Here is a 23,681-nt window from a genome sequence, read left to right as displayed (position 1 = left end):
TTCCCCTTTGCCGGGGAAACGGCCAGACTTCTTGAATGAAGTGCGAAACGGACTAATGTTATTGCAGCAAGCTACGCAGCATCCAGGCGTTCTTCTCGTGCACGTCCAGACGCTGCGTCAGCAGGTCAGCGGTGGGCTGGTCGTTGGCGGCATCGGCCTTTTCGAATGCGGCGCGCGCGGTCTTGGCGACGGATTCATTGGCCGTCACCAGCAGGCGGACCATCTCCAGGGCTTCGGGGACCGAATCAGGCTCGGAAATCGAGGACAGCTTGCCGAATTCGCGGTAGGTGCCCGGCGCGTAGTGACCCAGCGCGCGGATACGTTCGGCGATGCTGTCCAGGGCATTCCACTCTTCCGTGTACTGCGTCATGAACATCAGGTGCAGCGTGTTGAACATGGGCCCCGTGACGTTCCAGTGGAAGTTGTGCGTCATCAGGTACAGCGTATACGAGTCTGCAAGCAGCTTGGACAGTTCGCCGGCGACGGCGGCGCGGTCCTTGTCCGAGATACCGATGTTGATGCGCGGAACGCTGGAGGTCTTCTTGGGGGACTTGGCCATTGCTAGCTCCTAGGGATGAATGTGCGAAACAAGAATAACACTGCAAATACGGCGAAATGCCGCAATATCCGCGGCGCCGCTCAATAAGTCCCGCGACCTTTTGACGCGGCGCAAACCACGCGTTCCAGGACGCCGGACGTCTTGCACGGAAATCAATCCTAATCCTGTACTGCCGCAACCTCCTCGGTCAGCATCTTCACGCCGGGCAGCTCGCAGGCGTACACCGCCTGCGCCAGCGCCTCGATGGCGGCCAGCCGCGGGAAGCTGCGGCGCCAGGCCAGGACCACGCGGCGCTCGGGCACATGGCCATCAAACGGCAGATAGCGCAGCAAGCTGTTGGACGGCGGCTGCTCCGGCACAGCGGTCACGGGCAGCACGGTCACCCCGATGCCTGCGGCGACCATGTGGCGGATGGTTTCCAGCGAGGAGCCTTCGAAGGTGCGCTGGATCCCGTCGCTGGCCGCCGAAAAACGCGACAGTTCGGGACAGACCTCCAATACCTGGTCACGAAAGCAATGGCCGCTGCCCAGCAGCAACATGGTCTGCTGTTTCAGGTCCTGCGCATCGATGGCTTCGCGCCGGGCCAGTTCGTGGTCATTCGGCACGGCCACGACGAATGGTTCGTCGTACAGCGGTTGCATGACCAGGCCCGCCTCGGGCAGCGGCAAAGCCATGATGGCGCAATCGATCTCGCCCTGGCGCAGCAATTCAACCAGCCGGACGGTGAAGTTTTCCTGCAGCAGCAATGGCATCTGCGGCGTGCGGCTGATTTGCACGGGCACCAGGCGCGGCAGCAGATACGGACCTATGGTGTGGATGACCCCGACGCGCAAGGGCCCGGCCAGCGGATCATGCCCCTGGCGCGCGATCTCCTTGATGCTGGCGCTTTCCTCCAGCACTTTCTGCGCCTGGGCGACGATGCGCTGGCCGATGGGGGTGACGCCGACCTCGGCGCCGCCGCGCTCGAACAGCGTGACGCCCAGCTCGTCCTCCAGCTTGCGTATCGCCACCGACAGCGTGGGCTGACTGACGAAACAGGCCTCGGCCGCCCGGCCAAAATGCCGTTCGCGCGCAACGGCGACGATGTACTTGAGTTCGGTGAGAGTCATGGTGGACTACGCCCCCGGGGGTTATGCCCCAGCCGCTAGGCTGGCGCTTGCTAGATTAAGGTTGGCGGCGGACGGCATGGTCAGGTGCGCAGGAAATCCTCGCGCCCGCGCATCCAGCGCGCCAGGTGCGCTTCGACCGCGGCCGGATGCTCCGCGCGCAGCCATACGGCGGCGTCACGCGCGTCTTCGGCAATGGCCGCGTCCGTTTCCAGATCGGCGAAGCGCAACAGCGCCATGCCGGACTGGCGCGTGCCCAGGAACTCACCCGGGCCGCGTTGCTCCAGATCGCGGCGGGCGATTTCAAAGCCGTCCGACGTTTCGAACATGGCGCGCAGCCGTTCGCGCGCCACTTGCGACAGCGGCGTCTGATAAAGCAGCACGCATACAGATTCGGCGGTGCCCCGCCCTACCCGGCCGCGCAATTGGTGCAATTGGGCCAGGCCAAAACGCTCGGCGTGCTCGATCACCATGAGCGAGGCGTTCGGCACGTCCACGCCGACCTCGATGACGGTGGTGGCGACCAGCAGGTCTATTTCGCCCTCGCGAAAGGCTTCCATCACAGCGGCTTTCTCGGCCTGCGGCAGTCGGCCGTGCACCAGGCCGATGCGCAAGTCTGGCAGATCTACCCGCATGCCTTCGTAGGTATCGACGGCGGTCTGGAGCTCGAGGGCCTCGCTTTCCTCGACCAAAGGGCATACCCAATAGGCCTGCTGGCCGCCGCGCGCAGCCTGGGCAATGTGGGCGATGACCTCTTCGCGCCGCACGTCGGACACCAGCTTGGTGACGACCGGGCTGCGTCCGGGCGGCAGTTCGTCGATGACGGAAACGTCCAGGTCGGCAAAGAAAGTCATGGCGAGCGTGCGCGGTATCGGCGTCGCGCTCATGTTGAGTTGATGCGGCACGATGCGCCCGCGCACGGTCTCACCTTTGCGCGTCAGCGCCAGGCGCTGCCCGACGCCGAATCGGTGCTGCTCATCCACGATGGACAGGCCCAGGCGGTGGAACTCGACATGATCCTGAATCAGGGCCTGGGTGCCCACGACCAATTGCACGCTGCCATCTGCCGCTGCCGCGACCGCTGCGCGCCGCGCCTTGGCCGACAGGCTACCGCTCAGCCAGGCCACGTTCACGCCCAGCGGTTGCAGCCACGACACCAGTTTGCGGAAGTGCTGCTCGGCCAGGATTTCCGTCGGGGCCATCAGCGCAACCTGGGCGCCGCTGGCGATGGCCTGGGCCGCGGCAATCGCGGCCACGACCGTCTTGCCGCTGCCCACGTCGCCCTGCAACAGGCGGTGCATGGGGTATGGCTTGCCCAGGTCCGCAGAGATTTCCGCGACCACGCGCTCTTGCGCGGCGGTCAGTTTGAACGGCAGCGTCTCGTACAGCCTGGCGACCAGGCCGTCGGGTTCGCTGCGCGCCGGCAGCGATTCGGCCTCCTTGACGCGGCGGGCGGCACGGGCTGCGGCCAGCGATAGCTGCTGCGCCAGCAGTTCGTCGAACTTGATACGGCGCCAAGCGGGATGCACACGGTCCAGCAAGGCCTGCTCGGACTCCCCTTGCGCGGGGGTATGCAGGGCGCGGATCGCCGGTTCGAACGGCGGCAGGTCGTAGCGCGCGCGCGCTTCGTCGGGCAGCGTGTCGGACAGGTCTGCGCGGTCCAGCGCCTGCGCGATAGCGCGGCGCAAGGTTATCTGAGGCAGCCCTTCGGTACTGGGATAGACGGGCGTCAGCGCCGTGGGCAGCGGCGCGTCGGCATTGGTCATGCGCGGATGAACCATCTCGCGCCCGAACAGGCCGCCGCGGACCTCGCCGCGCGCGCGCAAGCGCTTGCCCACGCTGACCTGTTTTTGCTGGCTTGGATAGAAATTCAGCCAGCGCAATTGCAGTTCGCCGCTGTCGTCCGCCAAGGTGGCGGTCAGCTGACGCCGGGGCCGATAAAGCACCTCGGATTTGATGATCTCGCCTTCCACCTGTCCGGCAAAGCCGGGGCGCAGCGCGCTGATCGGAACGATGCGGGTTTCATCTTCGTAGCGCAGCGGCAGGTGCAGCACGAAGTCCTCGGGCAGCACAAGCCCGAGGTTACGGAGCTTGCGCTCCGTATCCGTCATTGCCTTGCCGGCGCCTTTGTTGTCGGCGCCGGTTCGCTTGGAAGCCGCGGCTGCGGCCGGCATGGAGAAACGAACCCCTGGATTGAAAAGTCCGGGCGGGCCTTACAGGACCAGAATGGCTTCGACCTCGAACTGCGCGCCCTTGGGCAGGCTGGCCACGCCGATGGTCGAGCGTGCCGGGAACGGCTGCGGAATGATCTCGGCCATGATGGCATTGGCGGCCGTGAACTTGCCCAGGTCGGTCAGGAACAGCGTGAGCTTGACCACGTTGTCCAGCGTGCCGCCGGCAGCCTTGATGACTTCCTGCATATTCGCGAATGCCTGGCGCACCTGGGCATCGAAGTTCTCGGAAACCAGATCGCCGGTGCCCGGCTCCAGGCCGATCTGGCCCGAAAGGTAGACAGTCTTGGTGCCGCTTACGGCAACCGCTTGCGAGTAAGGGCCTACCGCGGCGGGCGCGGTGTCGGTATGAATGATTTGCTTGCTCATGGGCGGAATCCTTGGGTGGACGGATAGAAGCTACAACTATCGAAGTTTATCCAGCAATAGACTTTTGCGAAAGTAGCTGAACGCCGTAGGACGGACCATCTATATCCCCCCGGTGTTCCCGCAGTAGGTCATACAGCGCCTGCGCCGCCACTGACAGCGTGCGCCCCTTGCGCCGCACCAGATAGAGCGGCCGGGTCAAGGCCTTGCCGGCCAAGGGCACGATGCGCAGGTCGGCGCCGCCAAAATGGAACAGCGTCATCGCGGGCACCACGGCGATGCCCAGCCCGGCCCGCACCAGTCCGGTGGCGGTGGCCAGGTGCTCCACCTCGAAGACCGGGGCCGGCGCGTCGGCGCCGAGGGCGGCATCCAGGTGCTTGCGCACGCTGCTGCCGCGCGCGAGCTGGATCATGGGATAACGCAGGATGTCGCGCAGCCGGGCCTCGTCGGCTTCCGCAAGCGGATGGTCGGCGCGGCAAACGAGGAAGTACCGGTCCGCATGCAGGAATTCGCTGTCGAGTTCGTTCATGTCCGGCCGCCGCGATGCCACGGCAAAATCCACTTGCCCCGCCTGCACCAAGTCCAGGCAGGGGTCCAGCAAGGCATCGCGCAGGTCCACCGAGATTCCGGGATAGGTCTCGCGAAAGCGCGCCAATAGCCCGGGAAGCCAACCCGCGGCAAGCGAAGGCAAGGCCGCCAGCGCCACCCGCCCGCGCCGTCTTGCGGCGTGATCGCGCAGGTCTTCCATGACCAGGTCCATGTCGGCCAGCAGCCGGCGGGCGGTAGCGTCCAGCACCTGGCCTTCGATCGTCAGCTCCACGTGGCGCGTGTTGCGGTCAAACAGGCGCGCGCCCGCGCTTTCCTCCAGCTGGCGAATCAGGGCGCTGAAGGCCGGCTGGGTCAGGTGGCAACGTTGAGCCGCCCGGGTGAAGTGCTTTTCATCCGCCAAGGCGACAAAAGCGCGCAATTGCCGAGCCGACAGATTCATGGCTTTTCTCTATGAATTGATCCGATCTTTCTATTTTACTGATCATCGATCCATGCCTATAGTGGATTCATACACATGGATCTCGCACCAAACCCGTATGCCCCAATCCCCTCTTTATATCGGCTGCGCCTCCGGATTCTCGGGCGATCGCAGCGATGGCGCCGCCGCGGTGGTGCGCACGCTTGTCGCCCGAGGCGGCGGCGTGCTGATCTACGAAACCTTGGCCGAGCGCACGCTGGCCCTCGCGCAGTTGGCGCGTAACGAAAACCCGGAGCGCGGCTACGAACCCTTGCTGGACGAGCTGGTCGGTCCGGTACTGGGCGACTGCCTGCGCCATGGCATCAGCATCGTCGGCAACTTTGGCGCCGCCAACCCGGCAGCCGCGGCCAGGCGCATTGCCGCGCTTGCCCGGCAACAGGGATTGCCCGTGCCCCGCATTGCGGTGGTCCATGGCGACGCGCTCACCAGCGATGCACAGCGCAAACTGCTGCGCGAGCGCCTGGGCGCCGCGCTGGACGGGCTGGACGTGGTGAGCGCCACAGCCTACCTGGGCGCCGCCGAGATCGCGCAAGCGCTGACGGCCGGCGCACAGGTCGTGGTGGCCGGCCGAGTATCGGATCCTTCCCTCACACTGGGCCCGGCCTTGGCCCATTTCGGCTGGAGCCTGGACGATTGGCCGCGCCTGGGGCGCGCCACCATGGCCGGACATATGCTGGAGTGCGGCCTGCAGGTGACCGGAGGCTACTTCTGCGTGCCCGGCCTGAAGGACGTGCCCGACGTGCATAGCGCGGGCTTTCCCATTGCCGAGATCCAGGCGGACGGCGAATTCGTCATCGGCAAAGCGGACGGCACCGGCGGCATGGTCGACGCGCGTACGGTCAAGGAGCAGTTACTGTATGAGGTGCATGATCCCTCGCGCTACCTGACACCCGACGTCGTCGCCGACCTGAGCCGAGCCACCGTGGCGGAGCTGGGCGGCAACCGCGTGGCGGTGCGCGGCATCACCGGCCATTCGCGCCCGGACGAGCTCAAAGTCAACGTGTGCTACCGCGGCGGCTGGCTCGCCGAGGCCGAGATCTCCTATGCCGGCGTTCAGGCCGAGGCACGGGCGCGCCTGGCCGCGGATATCGTGCGCAAGCGCGTGGATCCGGCGCTGCGCCTGCGCGCCGACCTGATTGGCGCCGTCAGCATACTGGGCGACGACGCGGGCGAACTGCTGTCCGGCCTGCCCGACGGCCATGCGCGCGACGTCCGCCTGCGCATTGCAACCGAGCACCTGGACCGCAAGCTGGCCGAGAGCCTGCTGCGCGAAGTGACCGCGCTTTATACCTGCGGCCCGGCCGGCGGCGGCGGCGTGCGCACCGCCCTGCGTCCCCGCCTGAACATGATGTCCTGCACGTTGCCACGCGACGCCGTGCCTAGCGGCTGGACCTTCCTGGAGGAAACCGCGCAATGAATCCGCCGCTGATCGCGGTCCCTTTGTACCGCCTGGCTCACAGCCGCTCCGGCGACAAGGGCGACATTTCCAATCTGAGCCTCATTGCCTGGGACCCGGAATGCTACGAAGTGCTGACGGCTCAGGTCACCGAAGCCCGCGTTGCCGCCTGGTTCGCGTACCGCCATCCCCGCCGCGTCACCCGCTACGCACTGCCGACGCTGCACGCCATGAACTTCGTGCTCGAAGGCGTGCTGGATGGCGGCGTCAACGATGCCCTCAACCTGGACACGCACGGCAAGAGCCTGTCTTTCAGGTTGCTGGACATGACGGTCGAAGTCAGCCCATCGCTGGCAGGCCGCCTGCCGGACATACCCGGCGACCGCCCAGCGGCCGCCTGATATCCATTCCTATAAAAAACCCCACAGGAGACACACATGCGCATTGCTTTCAAAGGCCGGCTGGCCTTGCTGCTTGCGGCCGCCCTGCCCGTCACGGCGATGGCCCAATTCCCCGCCAAGCCCATCACTTTCATCGTGCCGTTCGCGGCCGGCAGCGCCACCGACCAGATCGGCCGCGCCATCGGCCAGGGTGTTACCGAACAGACCGGCCAGGCGGTGGTGATCGAGAACAAGCCCGGCGCCAGCGCGATGATCGGCGCGGCAGCCGGCGCCCGCGCGGCCCCGGACGGCTATACGGTGCTGATCACCACCAACACCACGCATGCCGCAAACGAACATCTTTACAAGACCCTGACCTACGACCCGGTCAAGGACTATGCTCCCCTGACCTTGCTTGGCAAGGGCGGCCAGATCATGGTGGTGAACCCCAGTTCGCAGGCAAAGACGGTGGGCGACTTCCTGGCGCAAGCCAGGCAATCGCCCGGCAAGCTTAGCTTTGGCAGCGGCAGCTCCAGCAGCCGCATTGCGGGCGAACTGCTGCAGCAGATGGCAGGCGTGCAATTGCTCCATGTGCCTTACAAGAGCAATCCGCTGGCGGTCACGGATCTCCTGGGCGGCCAGATCGACATGATGATCACCGACACCGCCACCGGCCTGCCCCAGGTCAAATCCGGCAAGCTGCGCGCCCTGGGCGTGACCGGCCAGGCGCGCTCGCCGCTTGCGCCCGATGTGCCCACCATCTCGGAGGCCGGCGTGCCGGGCTACGAAATGGGCTACTGGTTCGCCGCCTATGCGCCGGCTGGCACTCCGCCAGACGTGGTCAAGCGTCTGAACGAGCTGCTGGTCAAGGCCACGGAAAGCGCGCCCGCCAAACAGTTCTACACCCAGACAGGCACCGACCCTGCAAGCTCTACGCCGGGCGAACTTGCGCAGTTCCAGCAAGCCGAATCGAAAAAGTGGGGCGACATCATCAAGAAGGCCGGCATCCAGCCTGAATAGGCAGCAAGCGCCAAGGGCGGGAACGCGCAATCGCGCGCCTCCCCTGGCGGTCAGAGCAAATCGTTGCTCGCCAGCATCGGCGTGCCGGCGATACGCTGCGAGATGGCGCGGCAGGCCTCCAGCAGCGGCGCCACGTAGGCGGATTCAGGATCCGGCTTCTGGCGGAAACGCAGCGTGCTCACGCTGATGGCCGCCACCGGACTGCCGTTCTGTCCAAAAATCGGCGCGCCAAAGCAATAGATGCCCGCTTCGTTTTCTTCGTCGTCCACGGCCCAGCCGCGCTGGCGCACCGCCGCCAGCTGCTCCCGCAACGCTTCGGTGTTCTTGACGGTATTCGGCGTATGGCAGGCGAAGGGCTGCGGCAACATGTCCAGCGCGGCCTGCAAGGCAGGCTCGTCCAGCATTGCCAGGTAGGCTTTGCCCACCGCTGTCGAATACATCGACACATTGGTGCCGATACGCGAATTCATCTGCACCACGCTGGGGCTTTCCAGTTTCTCGATATAGACCATGTGTTGCCCGTTGGGCACGGCCAGGTGCACGGTTTCACCGGTGAGGTCCCGCAGCTGCTTCAGGTTCTCGACGGCCGCCAGCCGCATCTCGGACCGCCCCCAACTACGGCTGGCAAGCTGGATCAGGCGCGGCCCCAGGCTCAGCTTGCCCGTGACGGGATGTTCGGCCAGAAGGCGTTCAGCCACCAACGCCGCCACCGTGCGGTAAACGGTCGGTCGCGGGTAGCCGCTGCGCTTGCTGAGTTCGGCCACCGTCATGGATTCCGGCGTATCGGCCACGACCTGCAGCACGTGCATGAACTTCGAAAAGGCGGCGGTGCCCGCCACCTGCGCGGCGGGAGGGTTGGCGACTGGCGGAAGTTCTGACATGGCGAAAAACTTGGCTTTGAAGGGCGGCAATGGCAAACGAGGCCGCAGGCTGCGCCGCGGCCCCGCCATTATCCCCGCAAACACTGGCGCTGGCATACCGCCAGGCTGCCCGTCAGGCCACCAGGTAGCCCCCATCCACCGGCAGGATCACACCGGTCATGAACGAGGCCGCAGGCGCGCACAGGAACACCACGCCTTCGGCCACGTCTTCCGGTTTGCCCCAACGGCCCAGCGGCGTGCGTTGCAGGATAGGCCCCGCGCGTTCGGGGTCCTCCTGCAGGGCGCGGGTCAGCGGCGTGGCGATCCAGCCAGGCGCGACTGCGTTAACCCGGATGCCTTGCGCCGCGTACGCCAGTGCCAGCGACTTGGTCAGTTGCGCCACCCCGCCCTTGCTGGCCGCATAGGCCGGCACCAATGACCCGCCGAAGAAGCTGAGCATGGAGGCGGTGTTCACGATGCAGCCCCCGCGCCGCGCAAGCCGTTCCCGAGCGGCGGTGCACACGCGCATGGTGCCGGTCAGGTTGATGGCCAACACCTGTTCGAATACGGCAGGATCGTGTTCCGCGCCTCGACGGATGATGCCGGCGCAGTTCACCACGATGTCCAGCTCGTCCAGCCCGTGCAACAGGCCCGCGACGTCATCGGCCTGGCTGACGTCTGCGATACGCACTTCAATGCCCGGGGCCAATTCCCCCGTATCGGATTGCAGCCCGGCGGCGATGGTGCGGGCCCCCAGTGCGGCCAGCCTGTTGGCGACGGCCGCGCCGATACCTTGGGTCGCGCCGGTCACCAGCGCCGTCTTTCCGGCAAACAACTCTGCTTGATACGTCATCGCCGCTCGCTCAGAAAGTGCCAGGATAGGCACCGCCGTCGGCCAGCACGTTCTGCCCGGTGACGTAGCCCGCATGAACACTGCACAGGAAGGCACAGATGGCGCCGAACTCCTCCGCGTTGCCGAATCGGCGGGCTGGAATCGCGCCCTGGCGTTCGGCTCTTACCTTCTCGGCATCCTGCCCGGTCTTGGCCGCCGAAGCCGCCAGGGCCGAGCTCAGCCGGTCGGTCGCAAAGGCGCCGGGCAGCAGGTTGTTGATCGTGACGCCGCGGGCGGCGATATGGCTGCGCGCCACGCCCGCCACGAACCCGGTCAGCCCGCTGCGCGCGCCATTGGATAGCCCCAGGATGTCGATGGGCGCCTTGACCGCGCTGGAAGTGATGTTGACGATGCGTCCGAAGCCGCGCTCCGCCATACCGTCCACCGTGGCCTTGATCAGCTCGATCGGCGTGAGCATGTTGGCCTCGACCGCGTTCAGCCATTGCTCCCGGCCCCAGTCTCGGAAGTCCCCGGGCGGGGGCCCGCCCGCATTGGTAACCACGATGTCGTAGTCCGGATGCGCGGCGAACACCGCCTCGCGTCCTCGCGGGGTCGTGATGTCGGCCGCCACGGCTTTAACAAAGGCCGCGGCGTCCGGCCGCGCCTTAAGCAATTGCTGCCTCGCGGCTTCGAGCGCCTCTGCGCCGCGCGCAACGATCACTACGTTGACACCTTCACGCACCAGCGCCAGCGCGCAGCCGTAACCCAGGCCTTTGCTGGCGCCGCCCACCAGCGCCGTCTTGCCGGCAATACCCAAATCCATGTCTTGCTCCTTGTCTTGGCCCGCCAGGTCTACTGGCGCATGCCGAATTTCTCGATCAGGTTCTTGAAGGTGGCGTTATCGCGCTCCATCAGGGCGGTGAAGGTCTGTTGGTCCGCCACCGCGTAACCCAGATTCTGCTCCGCCATGAAACGCTTGAGGCTGTTTTCGGCGGCCGCCTGGCGGAACGCCGCGCTCAAGGTGTCCAGCACTGGCTGCGGCGTGCCCTTGGGCGCGGCGATGCCCCGCCACGTGCCGATAGACAGATCGATGTTGCGCTCCTTCAGCGTCGGCACGTTCTCGAAGCCCGCCACGCGCGCGTCGGCCATGACCGCCAGCGGTTTGAGTTTGCCCGCCTTGACGTACTGCATCACTTCCGCCGGACTGACCGCCACGGCGTCGATGTGTCCGCCCAGCAAGGCCAGCACCGCGGGGTTGCCCCCATTGAACGGAATGTGGTTGAACTTGGCGCCCGTTTTGTCCTCCAGCGCGGCCGCCGCCAGGTGCCAGATAGAACCTATGCCCGCATTACCCACCTGCATGCTCTCCGGCTTGGCGCGCGCCGCATCCAGGAATGCCTCGATCGTGTTGTACGGAGAATCGGCCGCCACGGTAATGGCCGAAGGATCCGCATTGAGCTGGATGATGGGCGTGAACTTCTCATAGGTCGTCTTGGTCAGCCCCAAGTGCGGAATGATCACCATGTCAGCCGTCACCAATGCCAGCTTGTAGCCGTCGGGCTTGGCGTTCGCAACTTCGGTCAGGCCGATGCCGCCCGCCGCGCCCGGCTTGTTCAACACCACGATCGGCTGCGGCAAATGCGTGCGCGACGCGTCGCCCATGGCGCGCGCCATCGCGTCCGTGCCGCCGCCCGCGGCAAACGGCACCACGATCTCGATGGCCCTGTTGGGGAAGTTCTGCGCCTGTGCCGCAGGCCCCGCGCCCAGCGCGGCGCCGGCCAGCAGCGCGGAAAGAATGCAGCGATTGAACGCACGACGTTTCATGGTGTCTCCGGTATATGTTTTATGTGCTGCGGGTTGGAATGCGGTCGTTCAGCGTATGAACTGCTTCACATAGTCTTCGCCCAGGCCGACCGCCGCGAAATGCTTGCGGCACATGTCGATCTTGGTGAACACGTCTTCATAGCCCATACCCTTGCCCCAAGGGTCGGTGTAGTACATGACGCCATTGACCTGGAAAAACGTGATCATTTCCTCCACGTCTGGCGGCACGTAAAGCGTGTGCGTTTCGCCGGGCGGTTCGAACACATAGCTGCCTTCGGTGGCTTCCCAGTCGTGTTCGAGATAGCGCCAGCGGCCTTTCAGCACGAAACCATGCACGGCCTGTGGATGCCGGTGGCGGCTGAGCACGCCGGACTTGCGCACACGCAACAGGTTCATCCAGTAACCCTGGCTCGCGTTCAGACAGAGCGGCCGGAACCATACGTTTTCCGCTTGGGGCACCCAAAGCCTTTCGTCCGTGGGAATCGCATGCGGGACCACCAGTTCGGGCAAGGCATCCGGCGGATTTGGATACTGGTATGGAGTGAGGGGCTCAGCGTCGGGTTGGTCTACGGGCATCTCTTTCATCCTTCCATATTATGGACAATATGTTTACTTTATGGACGAATTATAAGGATTGACCTCGCCCGGCCACAGCGGGCTAACCCTAATCGGACGCCGGAAAACAAAAAACCCATCGCAGCGATGCGATGGGTTTTTCTGGTTGGTGGCTTGCCTGTGGCTTATTTATCCACGAAAGCGCGCTCGACCACGTAGTCGCCCGGCTGGCCCACTCCCGGCGAGACCGTGAAGCCGCGCTTGTCCAGCATGGCGCTGATGTCGGCCAACATATGCGGGCTGCCGCAGATCATCGCGCGATCGGTTTCCGGATTGATCTGGGGAATGCCGATGTCCTGGCACAGCTTGCCGTTTTCCATCAGTTCGGTGATGCGGCCTTGGTTGCGGAAGGGTTCGCGCGTCACCGTCGGGTAGTACACGAGCTTCTCGCGCACGATGTCGCCGAAGAATTCGTTGTTCGGCAATTCATTTTCGATAAAGTCGGCGTAGGCCAGTTCGCTGACCCAACGCACGCCGTGCACCAGGATGACCTTGTCGAAACGCTCGTAGACGTCCGGGTCCTTGATGATGCTCATGAAGGGGGCCAGGCCGGTGCCCGTGCCGAACAGGAACAAATGTTTGCCCGGCTTGAGGTCGTCGACGACCAGCGTGCCGACAGGCTTGCGGCTGACCAGGATGGTGTCGCCTTCTTTCAGGTGCTGCAGGCGCGACGTGAGCGGGCCATTCTGCACCTTGATGCTGAGGAATTCGAGGTTCTCTTCGTAGTTGGCGCTGGCGATGCTGTAGGCCCGCAGCAGAGGCTTGCCTTCAACTTCCAGTCCGATCATCACGAAGTGGCCATTGTGGAACCGCAAGGCCGAGTCACGCGTCGTGGTGAAGGAAAACAGGGTGTCGTTCCAGTGGTGCACGCTTAGTACGCGCTCTGTGTTGAAAGCAGCCATGTCGTATCAAGTAAGGGCGGCCGGCCCCGGGCCGTGGGTCCGGTTTGCGCCGCTGGGTCATTCCGTGCCGCAAAAAAGACGCGGCCGGCATTAGGGTTGACCCTATTCTACAGGGTCTTGATGATAACTGCTCTCATTATTCCGTAATACCCTTATGCCGTATTGATGGGGATCAAGCCCATGCCCTGGCAGACTTACTAGGAGTTGAACGCCGCTTTGCTTCCTGTTATCGTCGCGTTCTCATTTGATAATCATTTTCGTTAGCAGACTGTTTTGAGCGGCGGGATGCCCCAGATACCTGGAATTCCCTCTGCAGCCCTAGCCGGAGCACCTCCTCATGAACAAGCGTCCCCAATTGAACTCGCTGCTGCGCGCCCTGGCGCTGGCCGGCGCTGCCGCCTTCACCGTGTCGGCTAACGCCGCCGAGGAAGTCAGCCTGTACACCACCCGGGAACCGAAGCTGATCCAGCCGCTGCTGGACGCCTTCACCAAAGAAAGCGGCATCAAGGTCAATACAGTCTTCGTCAAGGACGGCCTGCTGGAACGCGTCAAGGCCGAAGGCGCCAAGTCGCCCGCCGACGTGTTGATGACGGTGGACATCGGCAATCTGCTGGACCTGGTGGACGGCGGCGTGACCCAGTCGATCAAATCGGAAACCCTGGAATCCGTCATTCCGGCCAACCTGCGCGGCGCCGACGGCAAGTGGTACGCCCTGTCGCTGCGCGACCGCGTGCTGTACGTGGAAAAGGACCTGAAGCTGGAAGCCTTCCGCTACGAAGACCTGGCCGACCCCAAGTGGAAAGGCAAGGTCTGCATCCGTTCGGGCCAACACCCCTACAACACCGCGCTGGTCGCCTCGATGATTGCGCACGATGGCGCGGAAGCCACCGAAAAATGGCTGCGCGGCGTCAAGGCCAACCTGGCCCGCAAGGCAGCAGGCGGCGACCGCGACGTGGCACGCGACATCCTGGGCGGCATCTGCGACATCGGCCTGGCCAATGCCTATTACGTCGGCCACATGAAGAACGCGGAACCCGGCACCGACGCCCGCAAGTGGGGCGATGCCATCAAGGTCATCCGCCCGACGTTTGCCAACGCAAAGAGCGGCGGCACGCACGTAAACGTCAGCGGCGCGGCCGTTGCTGCCCACGCGCCCAACAAGGCCAATGCCGTCAAGCTGCTGGACTTCCTGGTCTCCGAGCCGGCCCAGGCTCTCTACGCCCAGGCCAACTATGAATACCCCGTCCGCAAGGGCGTGAAGCTGGATCCCGTGATCGCCAGCTTTGGCGAACTGAAGGTGGACCCGCTGCCGCTGACCGAAATCGCCAAGCATCGCAAGCAAGCCAGCGAACTGGTGGACAAGGTCGGTTTCGACAACTGATAAGCCCATGGGAGGCCACGCCTCGCGGCGCGGCGCCTTCCTGGTGGCAGTGAGAAACGCGGGGGGCCGCGCCCAGGCCCGCGCGTAGGGCCTGCTCCCTTTCCCGAGGGAGCAGGCCTTGCCATTGATGCAATCGACTTGAAGCATGCACACAGATTCTTTGCCCCGGCCGCTGCGTCTGCGCTGGACTGAACGCGGGGCCGGCTGGCTGGCCGGCGCCGCCGTGATCGCGCTGGCCGTATTGGCTCCCCTGCTGACGCTGGGGTGGTGGGCGCTGGGCGGCGAGCTTTCCCACTGGCAGCATCTCGCCAGTTATGTATTGCCCCAGGCGCTGGCCAATACCGCCATGCTATTGGCCGGCGTGGGCGTGCTGGTCACCCTGCTGGGCACGGGCGCGGCCTGGCTCGTGACCGCCTACGACTTCCCTACCCGCCGCGTCCTGACCTGGGCGCTGCTGCTGCCGCTGGCGGTGCCGACCTACATCATCGCCTTCGCCTATCTGGACCTGCTGCATCCGATCGGTCCGATACAGACGGCGATCCGCACACTCCTGGGCTACGACAGTCCGCGTCAGTTCCGCCTGCCGGACCTGCGCTCGATCTACGGCGCCATCTTCGTGCTGGGCTTTGTGCTGTATCCCTACGTGTACCTCAGCACGCGCGTCATGTTCATGACGCAGGCCGCAAGCCTGCTGGAAGCCGCCCGCACCCTTGGCGCCGGCCGCATCGCCGTATTCTGCCGCGTTGCCCTGCCCTTGGCCCGGCCCGCCATCGTGGTCGGCGTCAGCCTGGCGCTGCTGGAAACACTGAATGACATCGGCGCGTCCGAATTCCTGGGCGTGCAGACGCTGACGGTGTCGGTCTACACCACGTGGGTTACCCGTTCCGATCTGGCCGGCGCGGCCCAGATCGCGCTCACCATGCTGGCGATCGTCATCGGCCTGATCCTGCTCGAACGTCACGGCCGCAAGCGCCAGCGCTATGCCAATACGCAGCGCATGCGTCCGATGCAGCCACGCCGCCTGCGCGGCGCCGCCGCGGCCGTCGCGGCAGTGCTGGGCTGGATTCCCGTGCTGATCGGTTTTGTCGCGCCCGCGCTGTATCTGGTCGTGGAAACCTACAAGCGCATGCACCTCGTTGGGGGTGTGTCGCAACAGCTGCTCAACGGCTTGAGCAACACGCTGATCGTGGCCTTCAGTGCCACCATCGTTACCTTGCTGTGCGGACTGATCGTCGCCTGGGCCGGCCGCACCCTGCGCGAGAGTTCGGGCTTCAACCCGGGCCGCGCCTGCGCGCGCATCGCCAGCCTGGGCTATGCGGTGCCGGGCACGGTGCTGGCCATCGGCCTGCTTACCCCGTTCGTCTGGATCGATACGGCGCTCGCCAAGGTATTCGGCGGCACCGGCCTTTTCCTGATGGGTTCAATGGGCGCGCTCGTCTGCGCCTATGCAATCCGCTTCCTGGCGATTTCAACCGGCGCATTGGAAGCCGGGCTGGCCCGCATCCCGCCTTCGCTGGAGCAGGCGTCGCGCCTCTTGGGCGAAAGCTCCGCAGGCACCCTGCGCCGCGTGCATCTGCCATTGTTGTGGCCCGCGCTTGCGGCCAGTGCCTTGCTGGTGTTCGTGGACGCCATGAAGGAATTGCCCGCCACGCTACTGTTGCGGCCCATGAATTTCGACACACTCGCCACCTGGCTCTATGCGGAGGCGGCCCGCGGCACCTATGAAGAAGGCGCCGTCGCGGCGCTGGCCATCGTCCTGGCCGGCCTGTTCCCCGTCATCCTGCTGGCGCGCACCAATCTGAAAATGGGACATTGATCATCGTGCCCGATCTGTTAGAACTCGATCACCTCTCCCTCGCCTACGACACGCCGGCGGGGCTCAAGCCCGTGGTGCAGGACCTGACGCTGGGCCTGCCCGTCGGCCATATCGGTTGTCTGCTGGGTGAATCCGGCTGCGGCAAAACGACGGTACTGCGCGCCATTGCCGGGTTCGAACCGGTACGTGCCGGACGCATCCTGCTGGACGGCACGGTGATCTCATCGCCCACCGTCCAGGTCGCGCCGGAGCACCGCCGCGTAGGCATGATGTTCCAGGACTATGCGTTGTTCCCGCACCTGACGGTGGCGCTCAACGTGGCCTTCGGCCTACGAAAAATGGCGCGTCCGGAGCGGGCTCGCCGCGTGGAGGAAATGCTGGAACTCGTGGGCCTGGCGCACGCGGCCAATAGCTACCCGCACGAAATCTCCGGCGGCCAGCAGCAACGCGTGGCGCTGGCGCGCGCGCTGGCCCCCTCGCCCGACCTGCTGCTGCTGGACGAGCCTTTCTCGAACCTGGACGTGGACACGCGCGAGCGCCTGGCATTCGAAGTGCGCGACATCCTGAAGACGACCGGCCACACGGCCATCCTGGTGACGCACAACCAGGCCGAGGCTTTCGCCATTGCCGACCGTATAGGCGTCATGTCCAAAGGCAGCATTGCGCAGTGGGATACGCCCTACAACCTGCACCACCATCCGGCCAGCGACTTCGTGCGCGACTTCATCCGCCGGGAAGCCCTGGAAGAGCGGCGCGAGCAGGCGTACGCCCGCGGCCGCTGAGGCAACGCCGGCCGATCAGTCGGCCGACAGCTTCACTTTTTTCGAAAGCGCCTTGAAGGCCTCGTGCTGGCTTTGCGTCAAGCGCTCTACCTCCTGGGGCGTGGAGCCATAAGGCATGAAGCCGGCCTGCTCTAGCTTGGTCTTCACTTCCGGCAAGGCCAGCGCCCATTGGAAGGCGTCGCTCAGCGCCTTGGTCGCTTCCGGCGACATCTTCGCAGGGCCATAGACCGCAAACCACGGATCCACCACGGCGGCCTCATACCCCAGCTCGGCCAACGTCGGCACGTCCGGCAAGGCGGGCGCTCGCTTGCTGCCCGTCACCGCCAGGGCCTGGACCTTGCCCGCCTTGATATGAGGCAAAGACGCCGGCAGGTTGTCGAACATGACCGGCAGGTGGCCGCCCAGCAGGTCGTTCAGCCCCTGCGCGCTGCCCTTGTACGGAATGTGCTGCATGCCCGCGCCGGTCAACTGATCAAACATCACGCCAGCCAAATGCATGGAGGTGCCGGTGCCCGGCGTGCCGAATGAAGTGCCCGGATGCTGCTTGGCATAGGCGACGAGGTCCTTGACGCTGTCCACCTTCGAGGCGGGGCCGACTTCCAGCACCACGGTGGATGCGCCCAGCATGCTGACGCCCGTGAAATCCTTGGTCGGATCGAAAGGCATGGACGGATAGACAAAGGGATTCAACGCGTTCGTGGATATGGCGCCGAAACCGATGGTGTAGCCATCCGGCGCCGCCTTGGCCACCGCATCCATCCCGATATTGCCACCCGCGCCTGGCCGATTTTCGACAATAACGGGCTGACCCAGCTTTTCAGCCACTTTCTGGCCCGCTGTGCGCGCCACCAAGTCGGTGGTGCCGCCTGCGGTATAGGGCACGATGAAAGTAATGGGTTTGGCCGGATAGCCGGCGGCGAGTGCCGCGTTGGCGCCCTGGATCAGCGCCAGCGCGGCCAAGCCGCGCAGCGCGTTGTAGGTATAACGATGCATGATGTCTCCATCCCGGTTTGTTGTTGCGGTTGGAGGCGCATCATACTGCCTGCCGCGCGATGCCCGCGCGGCAGGGTCGCCGCCTGCTCAGGCGCGCGGCTCGGGCAGCGGGATGTACTCGGTCTCGTCGCCGGGCACGATCTGGTCAAAACGGTTGCGCTGCCAATCCTGCTTGGCCTGTTCGATACGGTCCTTGTTGCTGGAGACGAAGTTCCACCAGACGAAGCGCGGGCCGTCCAAGGGCTCGCCACCCAGCACGGCGAAGCGCGCCGCGGTCTTGGCACGGATCTGCACCGGACGGCCGGGTGCGAACACGACCAGGCGGCCGCTCTCGAACTCCTGTCCGTCGATCTCCACGGTGCCTTGCGCCAAATAGGCGGCACGTTCTTCGTGCTCGGCCGGTAACACCGTGGTCGCGCCCGCCTGCAGCTGCAGGTCGCCATAAAACAGCGGCGACAGCGTTTTCACCGACGATGTCTTGCCGAATAGCGAACCCGCCACCACCTGGGCTCGCACACCCTCGCCTTCGACCACCGGTTGGGCGTCCAGCCCGTAGTGCGTAAAGCCCGGATCGGTTTCCTCGTGTTCCTTAGGCAGGCCCACCCAGATCTGCAGGCCACAGAGGCGCTGCGCGGCCTGCCGGCTTTCGGGCGAAGAACGTTCCGAATGCACGATGCCGCGACCGGCCGTCATCCAGTTGACTTCGCCCGGCAGGATGGTCTGGGTATTGCCCGCCCCGTCGCGGTGCACCATGGACCCTTCGTACAGATAAGTCACGGTGGACAGGCCGATATGCGGATGCGGGCGCACGTCGATGCCCGAACCGGGCGCGAATTCGACCGGACCCATGTGATCCAGGAAAACAAAAGGCCCCACGGTGCGGCGCTGCGCGGACGGGATCGCGCGGCGCACGGAAAAGCCGCCCAGGTCGCTGGTGCGCGGCACCACGACGGATTCAATCTGGCTTTCGCCTGCTTCGGACAAGGTGGACATGATCGGGTCTCCGGGTATTGAGGCCTAGGGCCGGTTGTTGGGGCCAAGGCCCATCTTAAGGCCAGCCGCTTGCATGGAAAAATGGTACTGGCTGGCAAGCGCGAGCCGCTTGCCAGCCATGCTGCTTCAGGCCAGGTCGAAAACCAGCACTTCGGCATTCTTGCCCGCCGAGAGCTCGACCCGAGGCTCATCGGTGATGGCAAGCGCGTCACCGGCCGAGAGTTCGACCCCGTTGACGGTCAGGCTGCCGCGCGCCACGTGCACCCAGGCGCGGCGGCCGGCTGCCAGATCAAGGACCGCCGTTTCATCGCCGTCGAAAAGCCCCGCATACAGGCGCGCGTCCTGATGGATCTTCATCGAACCGTCCACGCCATCAGAAGACACCAGGGCCTGCAGCCGACCGCGCTTTTGCTCGTCGCTGAAGCTGCGCTCTTCGTATTCCGGCGCAATACCGGCCACGTCGGGCTCGATCCAGATCTGCAGCATGTGCGTTTCCCGATCCGACAGCGGGTTGAACTCCGAGTGCATCACGCCGCGGCCTGCGCTCATGCGCTGCACGTTGCCCGGCTGAATGGTCGAACCGCTGCCCATGCTGTCTTTGTGGGCGATCGCGCCGTCCAGCACATAGGTGATGATCTCCATGTCGCGATGGCCGTGCGTGCCGAACCCGCGGCCGGCCGCGATGCGGTCGTCATTGATCACGCGCAGGGCGCCAAATCCCATGTGGGCCGGATCGTAATAGTTGGCGAAGGAAAAGGTGTGAAACGAGTCCAGCCATCCATGGTTGGCGTGACCCCGTTCAGCGGCGCGGCGAGTAGTAAGCATTGCGGACTCCTATTTCAATTATGTGAATGGTTATGCAGCCGGGCTTGCCATTCGTTCTATCGCTGGAAGCTGCTGCACCACCGGCATGAGTGATATTGTGCGCGTGCAGCCTCGCATGTTTGGCGCTATATTTTGACGGAACCATTCAAATTTTTTGAATATCTGCTCCGGAGCCCGTCATCATGCAAGCCATCACCCCAGAACTGCTCGTCCTGGTGGACGCCATCGCGCGCCACGGCAGCTTTGCCAAGGCGGCACGCGAACTGGGAAAGGTGCCTTCCGCGGTGACCTACTCGATCCGCAAGCTGGAAGACGGGCTGGACGTGTTGTTGTTCGACCGTTCGGGGCACCGCGCGCTATTGACCCCGGCCGGCGAAACATTGCTGAAGGACGGACGCCATGTATTGCAATCGCTGGACGACCTGGCCTGCCGGGTCAAGCGCATCGCGACGGGCTGGGAAGTGGAATTGCGCATCGCGGTCAGCGCGGTCCTGCCGTGGCGGCCGCTATACGACTTGATAGAAGAATTCCAGGCATTGGGCAGCGCCACCACGCTGCGTTTTTCCAGTGAAGTGCTAAGCGGCAACTGGGACGCGCTGACCTCGGGACGAGCCGACCTGGTTATCGGCGCGGGCGCAGCCGGAGAGCCCACCGGCCCATATCGCTCGCAAGCCATCGGGCAATCTCAGTTCGGCTTCTGCGTGGCCGCGCACCATCCGCTTGCTGCCCTGCCGCAGCCCTTGAGCCGCGCCGACATCACCCGCTATTGCGCCGTGGTGGTGGCGGACACTTCCCGCAACCTGGCGCCGCAAACGCGCGGCATCCTGGCCGAACAGCCTACCCTGGTCATGCCCACCATGCAGGCCAAGATAGACGCGCAGGTGCGCGGCCTGGGCTGCGGCTATCTGCCGCTGACGCTGGCCGCGCCCTATCTGGCGCAGGGACTGCTGATGGTGTGCGAAACGGATGAAGGCATGTCCCTGACGGAACACCTAGCCTATGCCTGGCGCTCCGAACCACCGGGCGAGGCCTTGAAATGGTGGCTGCAGAAACTGAAGTCGCCACGGCTGTGCGAAAGCCTGCTGGGGATGGGATAAGGCGCGCACCGCGCGCCCCACCCTCACTCGTCTTCGATGCCCAGCTCGCGCAGCTTGCGCGTGATGGTGTTGCGCCCTATGCCCAGGCGCGTGGCCGCTTCCACACGGCGGCCACGGCTGGCATCCAATGCGCTTTGCAGCAGGATTTTCTCGAACTGGCGCGTCAACGTCGCCATGACCGCGGGCTCGCCGCGTTCCAGTCGGTACTGCGCATCGCGCAACAGCGAATCCTGCCAGTTGCGCGGTGATCCTTCATCCACGGGCGCCGCAGCCTGCAGCACGGTGCCCACGCCCGCCATCGGCGCCGCGGGGCGCGAAAACGTCGGCGACGGACCTGGCTGCTGCTGGTGCTCCATGGCACGGATTTCCGGCGGCAAGTCCGCCCGCTCCACCGTCTGGCCGGGCGCCATCACCGTCAACCAGTGGCAGAAGTTCTCCAACTGGCGCACGTTGCCCGGGAAGTCGAACTTGGACAGCACGGCCAGCGCTTCCGGCGTCAGGCGCTTGACCGGCACGCCCAGGGCACGGGCGCTGGCGGTCAGGAAATGGCTCGCCAGCGCCGGAATGTCCTCAACCCGTTCGCGCAGCGGCGGCAGGCGCAGCCGGATCACATTCAGGCGGTGGAACAAGTCCTCGCGGAACAGCCCCTGCTCTACCCGCTGCTCCAGCGGCTGGTGGGTGGCTGCGACGATGCGCACGTCGACGCGCACGGGTTGCGCGCCACCGACGCGGTAGAAACTGCCCTCGGCCAGCACGCGCAGCAGACGCGTCTGCAACTCGATCGGCATGTCGCCGATTTCGTCCAGGAACAGCGTGCCGCCGTGCGCCTCTTCGAAGCGGCCGCGGCGCAGATTGTTGGCGCCCGTGAACGCGCCACGCTCGTGGCCGAACAGCTCGGCCTCCAGCAAGTCGCGCGGAATGGCCGCCGCATTCAACGCCACGAAGGGGCCGCTGGCGCGCACGCCGTGGCCGTGCAAGGCGCGTGCCACCAACTCCTTGCCGGTGCCGGACTCGCCCGTGATCAGCACGGTGACCTTGGACTGGGCCAGCCGGCCGATCGCGCGAAACACCTCCTGCATGGCGGTGGACGAGGACTGCGTCATCATCCAGCGTTCGTTGTTCTGTGCCGACTCGCCCTGCCCTTCAGGATTTTCGGGCTGCGCCGACTCCTGCATGGCGCGCTGGATCAGCGCCACCGCCTCATTCACATCGAACGGCTTGGCCAGGTAGTCGAAAGCGCCACCCTGGAAGGCGGATACCGTGCTGTCCAGGTCGGCGAACGCCGTCATCACAATCACGGGCAAGCCCGGATTGCGTTCTTTCAGCTGACGCAGCAGCTCCAGGCCGTTCCCGCCAGGCATGCGGATATCGGACACCAGCGCGGCGGGCGTTTCGCGCGACAGCGCTTCCAGCACGTCGGCCGACTGGGAAAAACTGCGGGTGGGGACCCCGGCGCGGGCCAGGGCCTTTTCCAGGACCCAGCGGATGGCCTGGTCATCATCGACGATCCATACGGGTTTCATCAGTGTGCAGGCTCCATCGGAAGGACCAGGCGGAACTCGGTGCGGCCGGGCCGGGATTCAAATTCGATGATGCCGCCGTGCTGCTGCACGAAGTCCTGCGCCAGGCTCAGGCCCAGCCCGGTGCCCCCTGCCCGGGCGGTGACCAGCGGATGAAAGATGCGGTCGCGTATCTGATCCGGCACGCCGGGACCGTTGTCGATGATGGACAGCACCAGCGCCAGGCGGTGCTGCCGGTGGGCCAGCATCACTTGCCGCGCCACACGCGTGCGCAGCGTGACCACGCCCGGCTCGGTTTGCGGCCCCTGGGGCCGCGCGACCAGTTCCTGCGCCGCATTGCGCGCCACATTCAGAACAGCCTGCATCAGACGGGCGGCGTCGCCCTTCAGGTCGGGCACCGAGGCATCGTAGTCGCGCAGCAGCGTGACGTCATTGCGGAATTCGGCCTGGATCAGCGCGCAGACGCGCTCGCAGATTTCATGGATGTTCACGGGCCGCGCGTTCAGCGGCACACGTTGCGGACCGCTCAGGCGGTCCACCAGTGCCTGCAGGCGGTCGGCTTCGGAAATGATGACCTGGGTGTATTCGGCCAGGGCTGCGCTGGGCAGCTCGGCTTCGAGCAATTGCGCGGCGCCGCGCAGACCGCCCAGGGGATTCTTGACTTCATGCGCAAGATTGCGCAGCAGTTCGCGGTGGGCTTCGATCTCGTCAACCAGCCGGTGGTTGCGGTCGGCCAGCACGCGCTGCTCGATCTCGCGGGTTTCAATCAGCACGGGCCAAGGCTGGCCCGTCAATCCGACCGTCGTCACCGACACTTCCACGGACTCGGCGGCACGGCGCAACGAGGCAAGCTGCCTGACGTCGGCGTAGCGGCCGGCGGCGGCGCGATCGATGGAGGATTGGATGTTTTCCGGACTGTCGAACAATGTGGCGGCGGAATGGCCGCTCAGTTGCTTGCGCGAACGGCCGAACAAGTCTTCCGCGGCCGCATTGGCGTATTCGATATGACCGCGTTCGTTGACCAGGAAAACGGACGTGGCTAGCAAATCGAGAGCTTCTACATTCATTTTCTACATACCCGAATGTGAGGGGAAGGCGGAATGCGACGGCAGCGCCGGAATCCGGCGCGCTGCCCGCCGGGCGTTGCGCCTGGCGG

At 65.2% G+C, this 23,681-nt stretch carries 23 protein-coding genes; 7 read left to right on the top strand and 16 right to left on the bottom strand.

The window, feature by feature from the left end; genetic code table 11:
- Positions 1-58: 58 nt before the first annotated feature.
- The 5 genes from CEY08_RS11290 to CEY08_RS11270 form a co-directional block, all read right to left on the bottom strand.
- The gene (locus tag CEY08_RS11290) at positions 59-559 is read right to left on the bottom strand and encodes a Dps family protein (protein WP_013393962.1); all 501 of its coding nucleotides are present in this window, start codon (positions 557-559) and stop codon (positions 59-61) included.
- Between the two features lie 158 nt (positions 560-717).
- Positions 718-1,668, bottom strand: coding sequence for a LysR substrate-binding domain-containing protein (locus CEY08_RS11285; RefSeq protein ID WP_063640540.1), 951 nt, complete (start codon positions 1,666-1,668; stop codon positions 718-720).
- Between the two features lie 80 nt (positions 1,669-1,748).
- Entirely contained in the window at positions 1,749-3,839 is a 2,091-nt protein-coding gene (gene recG / locus CEY08_RS11280; protein ID WP_076813665.1) for an ATP-dependent DNA helicase RecG, read from the bottom strand.
- Positions 3,840-3,878: 39 nt separating this feature from the next.
- Positions 3,879-4,265 (bottom strand): Rid family detoxifying hydrolase, encoded by a 387-nt coding sequence (locus CEY08_RS11275; RefSeq protein WP_013393965.1) that lies wholly within the window; start codon positions 4,263-4,265, stop codon positions 3,879-3,881.
- A 46-nt stretch (positions 4,266-4,311) separates the two neighbouring features.
- On the bottom strand, positions 4,312-5,250 hold the full coding sequence (locus CEY08_RS11270) for a LysR family transcriptional regulator (RefSeq protein WP_076813668.1): 939 nt from the start codon (positions 5,248-5,250) through the stop codon (positions 4,312-4,314).
- Between the two features lie 97 nt (positions 5,251-5,347).
- On the opposite strand from CEY08_RS11270, the gene CEY08_RS11265 reads away from it, so the two are divergent.
- The 3 genes from CEY08_RS11265 to CEY08_RS11255 are packed head-to-tail and all read left to right on the top strand — an operon-like array spanning position 5,348 to position 8,085.
- On the top strand, positions 5,348-6,706 hold the full coding sequence (locus tag CEY08_RS11265) for an acyclic terpene utilization AtuA family protein (RefSeq protein ID WP_076813670.1): 1,359 nt from the start codon (positions 5,348-5,350) through the stop codon (positions 6,704-6,706).
- Positions 6,703-7,086, top strand: a complete 384-nt coding sequence (locus CEY08_RS11260) for an AtuA-related protein (RefSeq protein ID WP_076813673.1) — start codon at positions 6,703-6,705, stop codon at positions 7,084-7,086. The genes CEY08_RS11265 and CEY08_RS11260 overlap by 4 nt, the downstream gene beginning before the upstream one ends.
- Before the next feature lie 36 nt (positions 7,087-7,122).
- On the top strand, positions 7,123-8,085 hold the full coding sequence (locus CEY08_RS11255) for a Bug family tripartite tricarboxylate transporter substrate binding protein (protein ID WP_042793675.1): 963 nt from the start codon (positions 7,123-7,125) through the stop codon (positions 8,083-8,085).
- 50 nt (positions 8,086-8,135) lie between these two features.
- On the opposite strand, the gene CEY08_RS11250 is transcribed toward CEY08_RS11255, so the two are convergent.
- From CEY08_RS11250 to CEY08_RS11225, 6 genes are all read right to left on the bottom strand, one after another.
- On the bottom strand, positions 8,136-8,966 hold the full coding sequence (locus CEY08_RS11250) for an IclR family transcriptional regulator (RefSeq protein WP_076817721.1): 831 nt from the start codon (positions 8,964-8,966) through the stop codon (positions 8,136-8,138).
- A gap of 112 nt (positions 8,967-9,078) precedes the next feature.
- Positions 9,079-9,798, bottom strand: coding sequence for an SDR family NAD(P)-dependent oxidoreductase (locus CEY08_RS11245; RefSeq protein WP_076813675.1), 720 nt, complete (start codon positions 9,796-9,798; stop codon positions 9,079-9,081).
- 10 nt (positions 9,799-9,808) lie between these two features.
- Positions 9,809-10,600, bottom strand: coding sequence for an SDR family oxidoreductase (locus tag CEY08_RS11240; protein ID WP_076813679.1), 792 nt, complete (start codon positions 10,598-10,600; stop codon positions 9,809-9,811).
- 29 nt (positions 10,601-10,629) lie between these two features.
- Positions 10,630-11,601, bottom strand: coding sequence for a tripartite tricarboxylate transporter substrate binding protein (locus tag CEY08_RS11235; protein ID WP_076813682.1), 972 nt, complete (start codon positions 11,599-11,601; stop codon positions 10,630-10,632).
- A 48-nt stretch (positions 11,602-11,649) separates the two neighbouring features.
- A complete protein-coding gene (locus CEY08_RS11230; RefSeq protein ID WP_042793679.1) occupies positions 11,650-12,177 on the bottom strand; it encodes a 2,4'-dihydroxyacetophenone dioxygenase family protein in 528 nt (175 codons plus the stop codon).
- A 164-nt stretch (positions 12,178-12,341) separates the two neighbouring features.
- Positions 12,342-13,118 carry a ferredoxin--NADP reductase gene (locus tag CEY08_RS11225; RefSeq protein WP_063959712.1) on the bottom strand — a complete coding sequence of 259 codons (777 nt, stop codon included), beginning with the start codon at positions 13,116-13,118 and terminating at the stop codon, positions 12,342-12,344.
- Positions 13,119-13,455: 337 nt separating this feature from the next.
- Here CEY08_RS11225 and CEY08_RS11220 point away from each other — a divergent pair, with 337 nt between their 5' ends.
- The 3 genes from CEY08_RS11220 (at position 13,456) to CEY08_RS11210 (ending at position 17,097) form a co-directional block, all read left to right on the top strand.
- Positions 13,456-14,499 (top strand): Fe(3+) ABC transporter substrate-binding protein, encoded by a 1,044-nt coding sequence (locus CEY08_RS11220; RefSeq protein ID WP_042793681.1) that lies wholly within the window; start codon positions 13,456-13,458, stop codon positions 14,497-14,499.
- Positions 14,500-14,644: 145 nt separating this feature from the next.
- Positions 14,645-16,315, top strand: coding sequence for an ABC transporter permease (locus tag CEY08_RS11215; protein WP_076813685.1), 1,671 nt, complete (start codon positions 14,645-14,647; stop codon positions 16,313-16,315).
- Positions 16,316-16,320: 5 nt separating this feature from the next.
- Positions 16,321-17,097, top strand: a complete 777-nt coding sequence (locus CEY08_RS11210; protein ID WP_042797075.1) for an ABC transporter ATP-binding protein — start codon at positions 16,321-16,323, stop codon at positions 17,095-17,097.
- Positions 17,098-17,112: 15 nt separating this feature from the next.
- Here the strand turns inward: CEY08_RS11210 and CEY08_RS11205 are convergent, their stop codons facing one another.
- The 3 genes from CEY08_RS11205 to CEY08_RS11195 all read right to left on the bottom strand — a co-directional run bounded on the left by CEY08_RS11205 (position 17,113) and on the right by CEY08_RS11195 (position 19,908).
- Complete coding sequence (locus CEY08_RS11205) at positions 17,113-18,090, bottom strand: Bug family tripartite tricarboxylate transporter substrate binding protein (protein WP_076813688.1); 978 nt, start codon at positions 18,088-18,090, stop codon at positions 17,113-17,115.
- Between the two features lie 87 nt (positions 18,091-18,177).
- Complete coding sequence (locus tag CEY08_RS11200; RefSeq protein WP_076813690.1) at positions 18,178-19,083, bottom strand: pirin family protein; 906 nt, start codon at positions 19,081-19,083, stop codon at positions 18,178-18,180.
- A 126-nt stretch (positions 19,084-19,209) separates the two neighbouring features.
- Entirely contained in the window at positions 19,210-19,908 is a 699-nt protein-coding gene (locus tag CEY08_RS11195; protein ID WP_042793685.1) for a pirin family protein, read from the bottom strand.
- A gap of 182 nt (positions 19,909-20,090) precedes the next feature.
- On the opposite strand from CEY08_RS11195, the gene CEY08_RS11190 reads away from it, so the two are divergent.
- The gene (locus tag CEY08_RS11190) at positions 20,091-21,005 is read left to right on the top strand and encodes a LysR family transcriptional regulator (RefSeq protein WP_076813693.1); all 915 of its coding nucleotides are present in this window, start codon (positions 20,091-20,093) and stop codon (positions 21,003-21,005) included.
- A gap of 23 nt (positions 21,006-21,028) precedes the next feature.
- Here the strand turns inward: CEY08_RS11190 and ntrC are convergent, their stop codons facing one another.
- Entirely contained in the window at positions 21,029-22,528 is a 1,500-nt protein-coding gene (ntrC, locus tag CEY08_RS11185) for a nitrogen regulation protein NR(I) (RefSeq protein ID WP_076813695.1), read from the bottom strand.
- Positions 22,528-23,592: a nitrogen regulation protein NR(II) gene (glnL, locus tag CEY08_RS11180; protein ID WP_042793688.1), complete on the bottom strand. Its 1,065-nt coding sequence runs from the start codon at positions 23,590-23,592 to the stop codon at positions 22,528-22,530. The genes ntrC and glnL overlap by 1 nt, the downstream gene beginning before the upstream one ends.
- Between the last annotated feature and the right edge of the window lie 89 nt (positions 23,593-23,681).

It is taken from the genome of Achromobacter insolitus, from assembly GCF_002209555.1.
In the GTDB taxonomy this organism is placed as follows: Bacteria; Pseudomonadota; Gammaproteobacteria; order Burkholderiales; family Burkholderiaceae_B; genus Achromobacter; species Achromobacter insolitus.
This window is presented reverse-complemented; position numbering and strand designations above follow the sequence as displayed.